The 17,233-nt window shown below is 40.4% G+C and carries 17 protein-coding genes and 1 pseudogene; 14 read left to right on the top strand and 4 right to left on the bottom strand.

Annotated elements, in window-relative coordinates:
- Positions 1–51 precede the first annotated feature (51 nt).
- Positions 52–993: pseudogene (locus IR083_RS00725) on the top strand (aldo/keto reductase).
- 82 nt (positions 994–1,075) lie between these two features.
- Here the strand turns inward: IR083_RS00725 and IR083_RS00720 are convergent.
- Positions 1,076–1,693, bottom strand: coding sequence for a peptidylprolyl isomerase (locus IR083_RS00720; RefSeq protein ID WP_006800448.1), 618 nt, complete (start codon positions 1,691–1,693; stop codon positions 1,076–1,078).
- Between the two features lie 104 nt (positions 1,694–1,797).
- The gene (locus tag IR083_RS00715) at positions 1,798–2,979 is read right to left on the bottom strand and encodes a MalY/PatB family protein (protein WP_194222846.1); all 1,182 of its coding nucleotides are present in this window, start codon (positions 2,977–2,979) and stop codon (positions 1,798–1,800) included.
- A gap of 88 nt (positions 2,980–3,067) precedes the next feature.
- Between IR083_RS00715 and IR083_RS00710 the strand changes: the two genes are divergently transcribed.
- Positions 3,068–3,205, top strand: coding sequence for a hypothetical protein (locus IR083_RS00710; protein ID WP_006800450.1), 138 nt, complete (start codon positions 3,068–3,070; stop codon positions 3,203–3,205).
- A gap of 128 nt (positions 3,206–3,333) precedes the next feature.
- On the opposite strand, the gene IR083_RS00705 is transcribed toward IR083_RS00710, so the two are convergent.
- Positions 3,334–3,969, bottom strand: a complete 636-nt coding sequence (locus tag IR083_RS00705; protein WP_006800451.1) for a peroxiredoxin — start codon at positions 3,967–3,969, stop codon at positions 3,334–3,336.
- Positions 3,970–4,233: 264 nt separating this feature from the next.
- Between IR083_RS00705 and IR083_RS00700 the strand changes: the two genes are divergently transcribed.
- The 12 genes from IR083_RS00700 to IR083_RS00645 all read left to right on the top strand — a co-directional run bounded on the left by IR083_RS00700 (position 4,234) and on the right by IR083_RS00645 (position 15,850).
- Complete coding sequence (locus IR083_RS00700; protein WP_194222845.1) at positions 4,234–5,433, top strand: hypothetical protein; 1,200 nt, start codon at positions 4,234–4,236, stop codon at positions 5,431–5,433.
- Positions 5,434–5,528: 95 nt separating this feature from the next.
- Positions 5,529–6,128 carry a riboflavin synthase gene (locus tag IR083_RS00695; protein WP_194222844.1) on the top strand — a complete coding sequence of 200 codons (600 nt, stop codon included), beginning with the start codon at positions 5,529–5,531 and terminating at the stop codon, positions 6,126–6,128.
- Between the two features lies 1 nt (position 6,129).
- The gene (locus tag IR083_RS00690) at positions 6,130–6,684 is read left to right on the top strand and encodes a nitroreductase family protein (protein WP_194222843.1); all 555 of its coding nucleotides are present in this window, start codon (positions 6,130–6,132) and stop codon (positions 6,682–6,684) included.
- An 11-nt stretch (positions 6,685–6,695) separates the two neighbouring features.
- A complete protein-coding gene (locus IR083_RS00685; RefSeq protein WP_194222842.1) occupies positions 6,696–7,418 on the top strand; it encodes a porin family protein in 723 nt (240 codons plus the stop codon).
- A gap of 41 nt (positions 7,419–7,459) precedes the next feature.
- Complete coding sequence (locus IR083_RS00680) at positions 7,460–8,065, top strand: DUF2238 domain-containing protein (RefSeq protein WP_194222841.1); 606 nt, start codon at positions 7,460–7,462, stop codon at positions 8,063–8,065.
- 37 nt (positions 8,066–8,102) lie between these two features.
- Positions 8,103–9,041 (top strand): DMT family transporter, encoded by a 939-nt coding sequence (locus tag IR083_RS00675; RefSeq protein ID WP_194222840.1) that lies wholly within the window; start codon positions 8,103–8,105, stop codon positions 9,039–9,041.
- Positions 9,042–9,194: 153 nt separating this feature from the next.
- On the top strand, positions 9,195–10,397 hold the full coding sequence (locus IR083_RS00670) for a hypothetical protein (protein WP_194222839.1): 1,203 nt from the start codon (positions 9,195–9,197) through the stop codon (positions 10,395–10,397).
- 141 nt (positions 10,398–10,538) lie between these two features.
- On the top strand, positions 10,539–11,048 hold the full coding sequence (locus IR083_RS00665) for a hypothetical protein (RefSeq protein ID WP_194222838.1): 510 nt from the start codon (positions 10,539–10,541) through the stop codon (positions 11,046–11,048).
- 10 nt (positions 11,049–11,058) lie between these two features.
- The gene (mnmA, locus tag IR083_RS00660; protein WP_194222837.1) at positions 11,059–12,132 is read left to right on the top strand and encodes a tRNA 2-thiouridine(34) synthase MnmA; all 1,074 of its coding nucleotides are present in this window, start codon (positions 11,059–11,061) and stop codon (positions 12,130–12,132) included.
- Positions 12,133–12,225: 93 nt separating this feature from the next.
- A complete protein-coding gene (locus IR083_RS00655; protein WP_006800461.1) occupies positions 12,226–12,861 on the top strand; it encodes a trimeric intracellular cation channel family protein in 636 nt (211 codons plus the stop codon).
- Positions 12,862–12,964: 103 nt separating this feature from the next.
- A complete protein-coding gene (locus IR083_RS00650; protein ID WP_194222836.1) occupies positions 12,965–14,950 on the top strand; it encodes an OmpA family protein in 1,986 nt (661 codons plus the stop codon).
- Entirely contained in the window at positions 14,951–15,850 is a 900-nt protein-coding gene (locus tag IR083_RS00645) for a DUF4835 family protein (RefSeq protein WP_194222835.1), read from the top strand.
- A 57-nt stretch (positions 15,851–15,907) separates the two neighbouring features.
- Here IR083_RS00645 and IR083_RS00640 read toward each other — a convergent pair whose 3' ends face one another.
- Positions 15,908–17,194 carry a hypothetical protein gene (locus tag IR083_RS00640; RefSeq protein ID WP_194222834.1) on the bottom strand — a complete coding sequence of 429 codons (1,287 nt, stop codon included), beginning with the start codon at positions 17,192–17,194 and terminating at the stop codon, positions 15,908–15,910.
- Positions 17,195–17,233: the final 39 nt, after the last annotated feature.

The following is a 17,233-nucleotide window of genomic DNA, read 5'->3' as shown; positions in this document are numbered from 1 at the left end:
TTCCTACACCCCATTTGTTTTAACATCATTATTAACTAGTTATACACTAAAATGGAAAAAAGAAAAATAGGAAAATCAGATCTGGAAGTCTACCCTTTCTGCTTGGGAGGAAATGTTTTCGGCTGGACAGCCAATGAGAAAGCATCATTTGAAATTCTTGATGCATACATCGATGCAGGGTTTAATTTCATAGATACGGCAAATGTATATTCAGCATGAGTGCCCGGTAATGAAGGAGGAGAATCGGAAACTATTATTGGTAATTGGCTGAAGAAATCAGGAAAAAGAAAAGACCTTATTATTGCTACTAAAGTAGGAGCCGCATTTTCTCCGGATAATAAAGGCTTGAAAAAAGATTATATATTAAGACAGGTAGAAGATTCTCTACAACGCCTGCAAACAGATTATATAGACCTCTACTTTTCTCATTACGACGACCTGTTTACTCCTCAGGAGGAAACCCTGGAAACTTATTCCCAGCTGATAAAAGATGGTAAAGTCCGTTATATAGGGGCTTCGAATATGAGTGCAGAAAGACTTGTAGAATCTATTCATAAAAGTAAGGATAACGGATATGCCGAATATATCTGCCTCCAACCTGAGTATAATCTCTATGACAGATATAAGTATGAAACAGAGTACGAGCGCATAGTAGAAAGATACGGACTGGGTGTAGTCAGCTATTATTCTTTGGCTAGCGGTTTTCTTACAGGCAAATACAAATTTGATGAAGAGGTTAAAGGAAATAGATCCGATGCCGTAAATGAGTATATGAACGATAGAGGAAGACGTATTCTGGATGCATTGACTCTGGTCGCGGAACAGTTAAATGCCACACCAGCCCAGGTCGCTCTTGCCTGGCTTATAGCGCATCCATCTATTACTGCACCTATAGCCAGCGTTTCCAAAGCTACCCAGCTCGATATACTGAAAGCTGTTGATCTGAAATTAGATGAAGAGACTGTTGACAGGCTGAGCAATGCCAGCGAATAAGAAAAACATTCAAAGGTCATATATAGAAACAAAAAGGACAGGCCTTCAGACCTGTCCTCTTCTATATAATCAAAATCTTATTTTAGTGTCCGCCACAACCACAGCCTGAACCGCAACCGCCGGCCATTTCTTTCTCATCATGGCTACCGCATCCGCAAGAGTCTTCTTCGCCATCTCCGCAACCACAACCGGAACCACATCCACAACCTCCCTGAGGAGCAAATAATGCCGCTATTTCTTCAGGAGAAGATTCTCTGACATTAAGAACCTTGCCCGAGAAGTTCAAAGTTTCACCTGCTAACGGGTGGTTGAAGTCCATCTTGATAACATCGTCCTTAACTTCTACTACAGAACCGTTCAGGCGGTTACCATTCGAGTCCATCATCGGTACCATATTACCTTCGAAGATCACTTCCTCATTTAATTTGCCGTCTTGCTCAAATATATGGCGGGGTAAATCTACCAATGCGTCATCGTCGTATTCACCGTATGCTTCGTCCGGAGTAAGTACGAAATCGAAAGAATCGCCTTCTGTCAATCCGTCCAGGTTCTTTTCAAAAGCCTCAAGCATCGAGTTTGTTCCGTAGATAAATTCAAGTGGAGTCTCAGCTGTAGCTCTTTCCATTAGTTCACGTTCTTCACCTTCACCTACATTCAGATCATAAGATAAAGAAACAAACTTATTTGTTGAAATTTTCATTTTAAGTATTTGTTTGTTTAATTAATAACCAAAGTCCGTTGAGACTCTTTTGTTTATTCTTTGATGACAACAATCGTGCCTGATTTCGCTTTAAAACAACTTTCTTAGCCTATTTGTTTGGAATCTATCGCCTTTTTAAGATTATCCAACGCTTTCCGGATATTAGCCAAAGGTGTGCCCACATTTAGGCGCATGTATCCTTCTCCTCCCTGTCCGAACATGGTTCCATCGTTAAGTGCCAATTTGGCATCCTTTACAAATAGCGAAACCAATTCTTTTTGCCGAAGCCCGAGCCCTTTACAATCGAGCCAGACAAGGAAAGAAGCCTGTGGCATCATAACCTTTATCTGAGGTATATTCTCTTTCAGGTATTCATCTACAAAAGTAATGTTTTTCCAGATATAGTCCTTAGCCTCTGCAAGCCACTCATCGCCATGTTCATAAACAGCCTGTGCGGCAAGATAGGCAAAGATATGCCCTTCTTCGAGTTCACTGCTCGAAAGATAGGCATTGAATCGGTCCCGTAGATCCTTATTTGGTATAATAGAATAGGAACTTACTATACCTGCTATATTGAATGTCTTACTTGGTGCCATAAATGTTATGCTGTTTTGAGCAGCTTTTTCTGACACACTGGCAAAAGGAATATGTTTATATGGAGTAAATGCCAAATCGGAATGAATCTCATCTGAGATAATAAGGATATTATTATCATAACAGATTTCAGCTATATCAACCAATTCCTGCCGTGTCCATACCCGTCCGCCGGGATTATGAGGATTGCAAAGAATAAGGACCTTACATGACGGATCGATCATTTTTTTCAATCCCTCCAAATCCATTCTATATTGCCCGGACTCCAATATCAACGGGTTATCCGCTACCGGACGGTGGTGCAATGTGGGAATTATACGAAAAGGGTGATAAACAGGCGGCTGAATGATCACTTTATCCTCTTTGGTTGTAAAGCAGTCGATAACAAAAGCAATTCCTTTGACAATACCGGGAATGAATGTTAACCATTCCTGTGCTATCTTCCAGTCGTGTTTTTTGTTCACCCAGTTGATTATAGAATCATAATATGCCTGAGATGGACAGGTATATCCAAATATACCATGTTTTGCCCGCTCTATAATAGCCTCTGTAACTGCCGGAGGTGACAAAAAGTCCATATCGGCTACCCATAGGGGTATCAGATCGGGATTTCCATAGCGCGGCTCCAGTGCGTCAGTTTTAAGGGCATTTGTTCCTTTGCGGTCGATTATCTGGTCGAAATTATATTTCACAATTCGGTTATATTAAATTAGCAACCGCAAAGGTACAGAATAGTTAGCAGAATAAAGTCTTAATAAAAGATAGAAATTATTTATTTGTATGGATCATCAGATAATATTCATTCATTTCAACGGCTTTGCGATAACCGGAATAATAGGTTATGAGATATACATTCTTTTCAAATCAGTACCTATCGATAAAACAGAAAGCCGTAATCTCCCGATTACAGCTTTCTGAACTAAATTAACCTAAAAATATTCCACTAAGGTCTCAGGCCTTTTTATTAGTTCTGTATCTGCAACAACAATAGTTATACTTGAAATATGTTGCATTAATACATTCTATCGCTTATATAAGATTGATCCTTAATGTTTGTGGGATAAATAATCGGATATCCCTTCTTGTGTTGCCTTTAGTGCTTTATCTCCTTTTTTCCAGTTAGCAGGGCAAACTTCGCCATATTCTTCAGTAAACTGAAGGGCATCGATTACACGAAGAATTTCATCCACGCTACGGCCTAATGGCATATCATTTACCACCTGATGGCGCACTACACCTTCCTTATCGATAAGGAAAAGACCGCGATAAGCCTGAGGAGCACCGTTAAATACGTCTTCGCCCTCATCGTTATAATCGAATGCTCCGGCCAATACATCATATGCCGAAGATATCATTAAACTCTGATCCGCCACCAATGGATATTTAACCCCTTTGATGCCACCATCGTTTTGTTCTGTTTGCAGCCACTTCCAGTGTGAAAAAGCCGAATCGGTTGAAGCTCCGACCACTGCAACATTACGGGATTCGAATTCTGCTATTTTTTCCTGAAAAGCGATGATCTCAGTTGGACAAACAAATGTAAAATCGGCGGGATAGAAAAAGAATACGACATATTTCTTACCTTTGAATTGTTCCAAAGAAAAACCTTCTACTATTTCGTTACCGTTTACCACTGCATTAGCCTTGAATACAGGCGCTTTTTTTCCTACTAATACTGACATAATTTATTATTTTTTGAGTTAGTTATTTTCAATTGTGACACAAATATAAACCCTTATTTTCAATAAGTCAAATAGATAATTATTATGTTAATATTGATATCGTTTATACTATTTTTATAAATCGGAGATTCAAAAGATATTCACTATTTTTGCAAGCGTTAAGTTTAGATAGAATTTAATGATATGATCTAAAGCGATAAGCTGATACCCGTTGTTTCGCTTACTTGAATAATAAAATAGGTCTATGACCTTAAATAATTGAAAATGCTTCTCTTCTTCAATCCCGGACATGAAACTGCTGTAAAAAACAGTTCTCCATATTATACAGCGCCGTCAAATATTGCATCGATGCAAAAGGAACTGTCTTTCCTTCCGGCATGGTATGGCGCAGCCTGCGATTCAGTCTTGATTGACGAAAATAATGATACCGGATTTTATCGATTTCTGTTAGAATATTTTCCGTCACTATCTAAGCATATAATTGCCGAAAACTTACATCATTACCCGGAACTGGAGGTGTCATTATGGGGAATATCACCACAAGCCATATATTACTTCTGCGAACTGAATAAAAAATATGATATAAGCCTGAAGATACCGGAATGGAATGAGGCATACACCTACCTTAATAGCAGGCAGGCTGCAAACGATTGTTTAAAAGACATTATTGCAAACATACCCGAAATATCAGAAAATATCGCCACACATTTTTATAAAAAGCTGGAAGATATTGAAGAAGCTGTAAATAGTTCTCCTCAACAATTATTGGCAAAAGCGCCTTATTCCTCATCAGGCCGAGGCTTACTGTGGCTTCCATCAACAGGACTGACACGAACAGAACGACAAATATTGCATGGCATACTAAAAAAGCAAGGCAGTGTATCCATCGAAAGGGTTTTAGATAAACAAGTTGATTTCGCTATGGAATTTATTTGTGATGGACAAGGAGGAATCGACTTTGCGGGATACTCTTTATTCTATACCACCAATAAAGGTGCATATCAGGGAAATTATCTGGGTTCGCAAGAGAATATCGTAAATGAGCTAACGACGAATATCCCGCTATCCCTTCTGGATAAAATCAAGTTAGAACTCATCGCTATTTTAAAAGAGAGATACGCATTTGTTTACAAAGGTTGTATCGGAGTGGATATGCTTATATATAAAGAAGAGGGTGGGTATAAGATACACCCTTGCCTGGAGATAAATATGCGCTACAATATGGGATATCTGGCAATCCGTCTGTTCGAGAATTATATATCGCCCCTGTCGGACGGCAGATATCACCTTGAGTTCAGTTCCGGAGAAGGAGAAATCTTTAATCGCCACAAATTGATGGAAGAGCAATATCCTGCTGTATTTAAAGACAACAGGCTGATCGAAGGTTATCTTCCTCTTTGCCCTGTGAACAAAAACAGCAAATATTGGGCTTATATAATCGTTAAGTCGTTATCAAAAGAATAGAACATTAAATCTCAACTACCGATTCATATAACTTGTAACTTTTTCCGTACCTTTGCACTACTAAATATAATTCAACTAACTAAAATAAAGATATCATGTTTTCAGGTATAGTAGAAGAGGCAGCAAAAGTGGTTTCGTTGCGTAAAGAGGCAGAGAACCTGCATATAACAATGGAGTGTTCATTTACCCATGAGTTGAAGATTGACCAAAGTGTCTCACACAACGGAGTATGTCTTACAGTCGTGAATATCGATGATAATAAATATACCGTTACCGCTATTAAAGAAACATTGGAGTGTTCAAATCTCGGTTTGTTGAAGGTAGGAGATAAAGTCAACCTGGAACGTAGTATGTTGATGAACGGCCGTCTCGACGGACATATTGTTCAGGGACATGTAGACCAGACTGCAAAATGCGTTGAAATAAGGGAAGCCGATGGCAGCTGGTACTTCAAATTTGAATACGAGTTCGATCGTGAAATGGCAAAGAAAGGCTATCTGACAGTCGATAAAGGCTCAGTAACAGTAAACGGCGTCAGCCTGACCGTAGTTGACCCTACCAATAATACATTCGAAGTGGCTATAATTCCTTACACATACGAACATACTAACTTCCACCAGTTTAAATTAGGTAGTGTGGTAAATCTGGAATTTGACATTATAGGTAAATACATCAGTCGTATTACACAATTGTAATATGGATAAATATTTTTTTTACAATCTTGTAAAACAACGCCAGAGCACCCGTGCTTATGATACTGCCCGCATGGTAGACCGTGAAATCATAAGCCGCATACTGGAAGCTGCCCGTCTGGCTCCTTCGGCCTGCAATGCGCAGCCGTGGCATTTTATCGTGGTAGATGACCCCGAACTGAAAAATAAGGTGGCAGATGCGGCCTCGGCCCGGTTGCTGGGTATGAATCATTTCACCAAACAAGCCCCTGTGCATATTATAGTAATAGAGGAGAAGGTGAATATAAGTTCAGGTATTGGCGGTATTGTGAAAGATAAACATTTCGCCTTTCTGGATATCGGTATTGCTGCTTCTCATATTTGCCTTGCGGCTGAAGCCGAAGGGCTGGGCAGTTGCATCCTTGGTTGGTTCGCCGAGTCAAAAATGAAAAAACTGCTGAATATCCCTGATAACAGACGTGTGGTACTCGATATTGTTATCGGCTATCCCGCACAGCCGTTGAGAGAAAAGAAACGCAAGCCTACAGAAGAAGTTATTTCCTATAATACTTACACTTAACCTAAAAAAATATGAAAAAAAACCTGTTACTGGCACTTTTTATTATGGCAGTATGTTCTGCGAATGCCCAATTTCGTTTTGGTGTAACAGCCGGTGGAAATGTATCTAAAATTACAATGGAAGATGGCTTGGGTAACAATAACGGACTCTATAAATCCCGTATTGGATTTCAAGGAGGAGCAGTTGCCGAATACATGTTTTCCGATGTATTCGGACTGCAAACACGTTTGCTTTATACGCAAAATGGCTCTAATATGGATAAAGAGAGGTTGAGCGAAGGCATGCGTATGACTAACGAAGAAGAAATACCTGAGGGTATGACTATGGGAGGACGTACAATTTACAACCAGATTCAGCTGCCTCTTTACGCAAAAGTAAAGTATCCGATAGCTCCGGGACTCGATATATATGGACTGTTTGGCGGTTTTGCCGGATATATTTTTGATGGAAAGGCTAAGATGGAAGCTAAATTGAATGGTGTGACCCAATCCTTTACCTGGGATTTGTTTGATGTGCAGATTTTCGATGGCCAGTCGACAGAAATAAATCCTTATTATACAAAGAGATGGAATGCAGGTCTAGCTGTAGAACTGGGTTTTGAACTTTCAGATAAAATGTTTCTGGGAGTAGGATACAAGCGTATTCTGACAGAAATGTCTGCATATAGCATAGCCGGATACAGATTGAAAACGCATTTAGACGATTTTTCTCTGTCGGCAGGCTATTTCTTTTAAGCAATTACTAAATTATACAAATAAAAAACTACATACGATTAATGGAAAAGAAGCATTGGATATTCCTTATCATATTCTTTATAGTAGGCATATGGTCGGGTGTCAATCCTTACGAAACAGGACTGTGGTTTCTCGAAGCGGGAATGTGCATTGTCGGTGTGGCTATACTAGCCTTTACCTTTAAGCGGTTCAGGTTTACGGATATAACCTATGTTTTTATCCTCATCCATCTTATCATCCTTTTTGTAGGGGCGCATTATTCCTATGCTAAGGTTCCTTTATTCGACTGGATAAAAGAAGTATTTGACCAAAGCCGCAACAATTATGATAAAGTAGGGCATTTTGCGCAGGGCTTTATTCCGGCAATGATTACCCGCGAATTGCTTATTCGTCTCGATGTACTCAAAAAACGTTCATGGCTGCCATTTATTGTTGTTTGTATTTGCCTTGCCATCAGCGCTTTTTACGAATTGATCGAGTGGTGGGTAGGTGCATTATCTGACGATGGGGCTGACGATTTTCTCGGTACTCAGGGATATGTCTGGGATACACAGTCGGATATGTTTTGCGCCATGTTTGGGGCCATCTGTATGCTGATATTCTTTTCGAAATTACAGGATAAGCAAATTAGCAGGCAGGCAAATTAACAAATGGATTCATCATTATTAATTCTTAATTAACACAATGACTCTTTCTCAGAAACAACAGGGACATCTTATTATGCTTGTTGTGATGACAGTTTTCGGACTGAATATTCCCATCAATAAGTATCTGTATAGTACCGGACTTCTTACTCCTATGGCTATGACGATGCTGCGTATGGGTTTTGCTGCCACTGCCTTTTGGGTAGTGTCGTTATTCACGAAAAAAGAAAAAGTAGACAGACGGGATTTACTCATACTGTGTATAGGAGGTATTTCGGGCATGCTCATCAATCAGAGCCTCTTTGCATACGGTCTTGGGCAAACATCATCGGTGGATGCATCTATAATAACTACCAGTGGCCCTTTGTTTGCCATGATACTGGCGGCTGTATTACTCAAAGAACCCATCACATTCAAGAAAGCAGGCGGTGTGCTGCTCGGTGGACTTGGAGCGATATTTCTGGTTTATACGTCCAATCAGGTGGTTACTCCCGGGCAGGGATCAGCCCTTGCAGGGGATATCGCCGTGCTTAGCGCGCAACTGTTTTATGCATTTTATCTGGTAATTACACGTCCGTTGTCGACTAAGTACTCTCCCATAACGATGATGAAATGGATGTTTTTCTTTGCCGCTCTGATCAATCTGCCTGTCAGCTATAATGCTGTATTTACCGCGCAGCTGTTCCGTCAGCCCGATATAATGCCGTATCTGATGCTATCATTTACATTGCTGGGCGCTACATTTTTTACTTATATGATGATTCCCTTAGCTCAGAGGCGTATAAGGCCTACAACTATTTCCATGTATAATAATATGCAGCCGCTCATTGCTTCCGGCGTAGCCATATATATGGGAATGGACCGGTTTACATTCGAAAAACTGCTGGCCGCCATATTAATCTTTGGAGGAGTATATCTGGTGACGGCCAGTAAATCAAGAGCCGATGTAGAACGGGAGTCCAAAATAGAACAACAATAGGCTTGTATTCTGGTTTTCTGAAAAATAAGCTGTATTTTTGCACAGATTTTAAGGTCGCAGACCTATTTATTGCTTTAGTAGGCATGCCAACAACTGGAAGGCTATGTTTGAATAAAGGTGAATAAATACTTACTCTTACTTAATACATACACAATGGACAAAGTTAGCAACCGCATAAAGTATTGCTGTTTCGGCCTTATATTCCTGGGGCTGGTAATCAGGCTGCTTTTATTCAAATATCATTCTACCGACTATGGCGGATTCCTTATTCACTGGATAGATCATATAAAGACATATGGCTTTGCCGGATTTAAGGACGATTTCTATAATTATGCACCTACATATATCTATATGCTTGCTATTGTGGCAAAAACAGATATATACCCCTTGTACGGAATCAAGATATTGTCGGTCATATTCGACTTTATAGCCGCGTATTTTCTTTCGCAGATTGTTTTTCATATAACAAAGAAAGAGTCTTTCAAGTGGATTGCATTTGCTTTGGTGTCAGTACTTCCTACTATTATACTCGATGGCTCATTCATGGCGCAATGTGATTCTATTTACGTATCGGTAATACTGGCGAGTGTTTATTTTTTACTGAAACGGAACAATCCGGCCTCTGTGATTCTTCTCGGGCTGGCATTTGCCCTGAAAGCTCAAACGGCAATTGTGCTGCCATTCTTCTTCGTATATATGCTTAGGGGAGGTATAAAATGGTATTATTTTTTGCTTGTACCCGTTGTGTTTGTCATTATGATTATCCCTGCATGGCTTGCCGGTAGGCCGTTTCTCGATCTATTGCTGGTTTATAAGATGCAATCGGAATATTATGAAGGTATAGTAGGATTCTTTCCTAATATCTATGTGTGGATACAGCAACTTATCAATTACGATAAGAATATTGGTATGATATTCACTATGCTGCTTACTCTTACAGGAGGGTTTATCCTCTGCCGGAAGAAGTATATATTTTCACTCGAATCGTGGATACAATTACTCTTTATCAGTGCGATTGTTTGTCCGTTTTTCTTGCCGGGTATGCGCGAGCGTTACATGTTTCTGGGCGATGTGGTGGCGGTTGCCTATATCCTTATGTTCCCTAAAAAGATGTATTTACCGATAGGGATAATATTCATATCGTTCTTCTCCTACATCAGGTGTTTTTACTACTTCGCGCCTTTTGCCGATTATCCGCAGGCTGTGTTTTCTTTCTTCGAGTTTATTCCGTGGAGGTTGATGGCGTTGGTATATTTTACAATAATTGTGCTGACAGTGATAGACTTTATAAGGACTTTGCAGAATAACAAGCCGGAAGATGAATTTGTGATAGGAGACAAAGCAAACCCAAATTAATTGTCATCTGCAAAATAAAGCGTATTTTTGTACCTTGATTGAAAATGTTAAAGTAAATTATAGTAATTCAAACTTATAACAACCAGTCGTTGTTATACTTGGGTAGCTAATAAATAGGGTCGGTGACCATTGTTGATAAAAATGAAAAAGATACAAATTATATGCTTGTTCCTGCTATTGCCTTTTGCCTGTTCAGCTCAGTTTATAGGTGTCGGGGCGCAGTATGCAGATGCCAAGGATAAAGGGAATGATTTCCAGTTTGCAGCTAATGCATCTTTTCCGGTATGGCATAAGAAAAATCCATTGAATTCGTTCGTCTCCAGTGGTGTGGATTATACAGGAGGAAGTTCTCCGGTCGCAGGCTTGAATCTGAAGCCTATACAATTGACTTCTTTCCTGAGCGAATCTTTATTTAATAATAACAAAGCCACAATTCTGGTTGGCTGCGATGCCGGGTATCTCTTCAATTTCAGGCATGGAAAGGACGGGATTGTGATTACTCCGAATGTATATGCCGATTATAAATTCTTTTTTGTAAAGGCAGGTTATGATTTTAATGTGACGGGGAATGAGCAGCAATTTTTTGTCAGAGCTGGATTTTGCTTTGGCATGGGAACATTTAAAAATTTTGTGAAGACAGAAATCTGGTAGATAGATAATAATGAAAATAGCAGCATTGGTATCGGGCGGGGTAGACAGTTCCGTAGTTGTACATCAGCTAAAGGAACAAGGTTACGACCCTACCATATTTTATATACGCATAGGAATGGAAGATGAGCAGGGTTATATCGATTGCCCTGCCGAAGAAGATATTGAAATTACAACCTATATAGCAAAGAAGTATGGTTGTAAGATGGAGGTTGTGTCCCTGCATGAGGAGTATTGGGAAAATGTGGTGAGTTATACAGTCGATGCGGTAAAGCGTGGACTGACTCCCAATCCGGATATGATGTGCAACAAAATGATTAAGTTTGGATGCTTTGAGCAAAAATGGGGGCACGAATTTGATAAGATTGCGACAGGACATTATGCAACAACTACTGAACTGAACGGCAAGACATGGCTCTCTACTGCAAAAGATCATGTGAAAGACCAAACCTACTTTCTCGGGCAGATAGATTATTTACAAGTGTCGAAATTGATGTTTCCTATAGGTGATCTGCTCAAGAGTGAGGTACGCGCTATTGCCGCTCAACAGGGATTGCCATCGGCCCAGCGTAAAGATAGTCAGGGTATTTGTTTCCTAGGCAAAGTAAATTATAATGACTTTATTCGCCGCTATCTGGGAGAACGCAAAGGTAAGATTGTGGAATTGGAAACAGGGAATGTTCTAGGCAAGCATGATGGTTATTGGTTTCACACTATCGGCCAACGTCGGGGTTTGAAGCTGAGTGGTGGCCCGTGGTTTGTGATAAAGAAGGATACGAAACGCAATGTCGTTTATGTTTCTAATGGCTATGATCCTGAAACACAATATGGGAAAGTGGTAAATCTTGCAGGCTTTTCATTTATCACAGAAGATATCTGGGGAGATTTTGAAGGTAGGAAAGACATCACTTTCAAAATACGGCATACCCCTGAGTTTACCCATGGCTATATAGAAAAAATAGGAGATCTGTATCGCATCCACTCCGATGAAAAGATACAGGGTATTGCCGCCGGACAGTTTGGCGTAGTCTATGATGCCGATTCCAAATTGTGTATTGGCAGCGGGATGATAGCCAATGAGGAATAAACTAAAACTAATGTGCTAATATTTTAATATACCGAAGAAACAATTCCATAATCTAATTCTTAATTTTTCATTATTCATTTTTAATTAATTCCCATGTTTCTCTTTGATGACCTAGCTAAAATCCAGCTTGTCGATGTAATCGAATTTCTGGGGACGATTGCGTTTGCTATCAGTGGTATCCGTCTGGCTTCGGCTAAACGGTTCGACTGGTTCGGAGCAATAGTAATCGGTTTTGTTACCGCTACCGGAGGTGGTACATTGCGCGACCTGTTGCTGGATGTGCCTATATTCTGGACACAGGCCAGCCGGTATATCTGGTGTACACTGTTTGCCTTTCTGATAGTACTGTGTTTCCGTAAATTTCTGGTACATCTCAACAATACCATTTTCTGGTTCGACTGTATCGGGCTGGGACTATTTGTTGTAGTAGGTTACGAAAAAGCTCTGGCTCTCGATTATCCGGTTTGGGTATGTGTATCTATGGCTACTATCACAGGTATAGTGGGAGGTATGATACGGGATATTCTGATAAATGAAGTCCCTATTATTTTTACGCAGGAGCTTTATGCTGTAGCATGTATCTTAGGCGGAATTTTGTTTAGCATCCTTCATTATCTCAATGTGGATTTGGCGGTAATAGAAATCTCTACGGCTGTATTTGTTGTAGTGATAAGAGTATTAGCTACAAAATATCGGCTGAAACTACCTATATTAAAAGGAGAGGATTAGTTAATAAACATGATGATTCTCACTGTTGTAGACAATATTAGACGGATAAATGAGTTATATTTGTGTATTAATTAATGATTGTTAAGTAACAGGTGACAACATCTTGAAAAGATATATTTACTATACATTAGGTTCGATAATATTACTCTCATATTTAGCTTCGTGCAAATCGGTTAAACTGGAAGATGCCGATAAGAAATTTGCACAGGGCGAGTATTTTGTTGCTGCCGATATGTACCGTAAAATATACCGTAAAACACCGGCAAAAAAACGTGAATTGCGTGGTGAAGTAGCTCTTCGTATGGCTGAAAGCTACCGTCTCATAAATTACCCGATGAGAGCAAATGCGGCATATGCCAATGCTATACGCTATAAGGTGAACGACAGTACGGTAACCCTTCAGTATGCACGTTCTCTTCACAAGGCAGGCGATTATAAGCAAGCGGCAAAATATTATCAGGAATTTCTTCAACTATATCCGGGGAATCAATTTGCCCTGAATGGTCTGGAAGGTGTGCGACTGGCTCCGCTATGGAAAGCCAAGCCCACGCTACATCCTGTCAAACGTATGGATTTGTTTAACTCCAACAGAGGCGAATTCAGCCCCATGCTTCTGCCTCCCGATTACGATCAGGTTTATTTCTCATCCAATCGCAAAGAAGCCACAGGCGATACTATCAGTGGGATAACAGGTGCGAAACTGAATGACATTTTCATGTCCCGTAAAGACGAAAATGGTAACTGGATGAAAGTAGAGCATGTAGAATCGGCTATTAACACCGAATCGGATGAAGGAACGCCATCTTTTACCACAACAGGGACAACAATGTACTATACACATACTCCGGTTCCCGATTCGGTAGGAATATTCTTCCCGGGTATTTATGTGTCGCAACGTTCGGGCGGATCGTGGAGTGCAGGTACTAAACTGGATATAGGCAGAAAGGATACACTCAGTGTGTATGCCCACCCTACAATAAATTCGACGGGAGATGTGCTCTATTTTGTATCCGACAGGGCAGGCGGGTATGGAGGAAAAGATATATGGAAAGCTACTTTAGTTGGTGATCTTGTCGAATCTGTTCAAAATCTTGGGCCGGATATAAATACGGCAGGAGACGAAATGTTCCCTTATCTGCGCAATGATTCCACCCTTTACTTTTCATCGGACGGACACCCGGGGATGGGAGGTCTGGATATATTCAGGGCATCTTATAATTCTGTAACCGGACGATGGACTCCTGAGAATATGCAGTTTCCTGTCAATTCGCAGGCTGATGATTTCGGCATAACCTTTGAAGGAGGGAGGGAAAGCGGGTTCTTTAGTTCCAACCGTGGCGACGGGAAAGGCTTCGACCATCTCTATTCGTTCGAATATCCTGTAATCAAGACGCTTGTTGAGGGCTATATAGTAGATACCGATGATGAGTTTGTCACCAATTCCACTATCCGCATCGTAGGCCGCGACGGAACGAATAAAAAATTTCCTGGTAAGAATGACGGGACTTATACTCTCGATGTCGCGCAGGGTGTTGATTATGTATTCCTTGCCAGTGGCCCAAATTATCTGAATACCCGCATGTCATTGAAGACAGTGGAAATGGAAAAGGATTCCACTTATCTGGTCGATTTTATTCTGACTCCGATAAATAAGCCTGTGGTGTTGGAGAATATATTCTATGATTTTGATAAAGCTACTTTACGTCCCGAATCGAAAGAGGAACTGGATGGGTTGATAGATTTACTCAATCTGAATCCGAATGTAACCATAGAATTATCGGCGCATACCGACCGTAAAGGTTCGGATGAATATAATAACAGATTGTCGCAACGTAGAGCTGAGTCAGTGGTCAATTATCTGATTACACATGGCATAGCCAAAGATCGCCTGACTGCAGTAGGTAAAGGAAAGGCCCAGCCAAAAAACGTAACCAAAGCGGTTGTCAAGAAATATGATTTTCTGAAAGAAGGAGAGGTCTTGACTGAGCAATTTATACAGGAGTTGCCGCCTGAACAGCAGGATATGGCCGATCAGGTAAACCGTCGTACAGAGTTCAGAGTATTGAGTATAACTTATAATTTGGAATAGATGAAAAGATTTATCCTGTCTTTTTTACTCTTTGCTGTATCTTTTGTCTTTTTGCAGGCGCAGGAACTGAATGCCAAACTGACTATAAATACACAACAGGTCCCATCTGCCGATAAGCAGTTGTTCTCTTCTCTGGAGTCTGAGCTCAATAAGTTATTAAACGAACAGAAATGGACAGATGCCAATTTTAGCAGGGATGAACGTATAAGCTGCAATGTAAATATAACTGTAACTGGTTTTTCGCCTTCAGATAATAATTATACCGCCGAAATACAGATTACATCCCAGCGTCCGGTTTATAATTCGTCCTATGTAACTTCTCTGATAAATTACAGGGATACTCAATTTGATTTTAACTATTCATCCGGTTTGTCGCTGGATTTTAATAACACGGCAGTTAGCAATAATCTCGTTGCTGTGATCTCGTTTTATGCTTATATTATTATTGGTTTCGATTTCGATTCCTTTTCTCTGAATGGAGGCAGGCCTTATTTTAGTAAGGCCATGGAGATAGCCAATATGTCGCAATCTTTAGGTGTGAGAGGGTGGGAGCCATTCTCCGGAAAGAATAATAACAGATATGATTTAGCACTAGCGCTTACAGAAGAAAGTTCCTCTTCTTTCCATAGTTTCTGGTATAACTATCATCGCATGGGATTGGACGAGATGGCCGCAAATCCGTCGCGTGGAAGGATACGTATTATAGAATCTGTCAGTGATGTGCGTAAGTTATATGATGCCCGCCCGTCCTCGATATTACTTAGTATTATCGCTGAAACGAAGATAGATGAAATCATCCGTGTATCTTCTCAGGCTACAACGGAGGAAAAGCAAAGTATGAAAAAGACATTGAGTCAGATGTTCCCTACCAAGAGCTATAATATAAATATGCTGAAGTAATATAAAGTAACGGTGTAAAAAATGGTTGGTGCTTTTTTGCACCGTTACTTCTTATATTTAGAACTTATAGCCAATACGTACCAACAGATTTCCATACGGTTCATAAGCATCGAATCCTGTTACCGAAGAAGACTCCTTATCACTTATTAATGATATATTATGGCGATAACCTGCTCCGATAAAAAAGATATCGCCGCGTTTGAGTCTGAAACCCAGATCCAACGTTCCCATCGGTCCATAGTAAAGCGTATTGTATCCGCTCCCGACCATACCTCCAAGAACGATATGAGCAGCAGGTATCACATATATTTTACCGAAACAGAAAGGTAACTGCCCGCCTGCAAAAGCATTGACTCGGAATAAGGTACTTTTGGAAAAATCGGTATCTGTAGCAGGAGTTTCCGGTTTACCCGTGATTACCGGATGATTTTCAAGCCATTTTACCTGATCGATATATTTCGCGGAGGCAAAACCGAGATCGGCACCGTAAGTAAGAAATTTGTACTTGGAAGTCCTGATTCCCAAACCGAACTGAGGGCCATACAGGTCGTCTGTCGGGAATGCCGCTTCAAGGGAAAAAAACATCTCACCATCAAAGTCATTTGTCAGTAGGCTTCTTTTTTTCGGCTCTATAACCTTCCCATCTATAACCAATTCATTATTACCTCTATGCGGATCGTAATTCGTTATAATAGTACCTATATTGTCAAAATCCCACTTTTCCTGGCGCATGTGTTCGCAAAGCGTAGGATCATCGAACAAATAATGTGATACTCCACTCCTGAAAGCTGAGCCTTCGAAGTTGATACCTTCTTTCAGAGCAACGTTTACTAAGGCTTTACCTCCTTCTTTGAGCATATATACAGGAAAGCTTGGTTGTATGATAGCTCTGCTTGTCCCGGTGTTTATCACTTGTCGTGTTCCTTCCAGCTTAACAGTACCGTCCGGATTGAGGCTATAACGCTCAGCGCCGATATAAGCCGAAGCATACCGGCCCTCTGCGACCTGTAATACCCATATAGTGCTTGTCCTTCCAAACACTTTTTTTATCGGCATATACCTTACAACTTGGTGGTTGCCGGCATATTCAAACACTATTTTGTCTACATCCGTAGCATTGATAGAGAGTTCGGAGGTATTATCCTGTCCTTTGAACAGTACTGATTTACTTGATGGCTGGGGCATCGTAATATAACCTGTCTTTTTCTCCCCGTTTGAGAGAAAAACAGTTCCTTGATACGTATTGCTTATACCATCCAATGATAGTTTGTTGATTCCACAACTGTAAAATAAGAGAACAAGGCTAATAAACAGGGGTAGTTTGTGTAATTTGCTAGTTTTCATGTAATAATAGTTTTGTTTAGTGTCAATTTGTGCGCAAGA

The organism is Dysgonomonas sp. GY75 (assembly GCF_015234155.1).
Lineage (GTDB): Bacteria > Bacteroidota > Bacteroidia > Bacteroidales > Dysgonomonadaceae > Dysgonomonas > Dysgonomonas gadei.
This window is presented reverse-complemented; position numbering and strand designations above follow the sequence as displayed.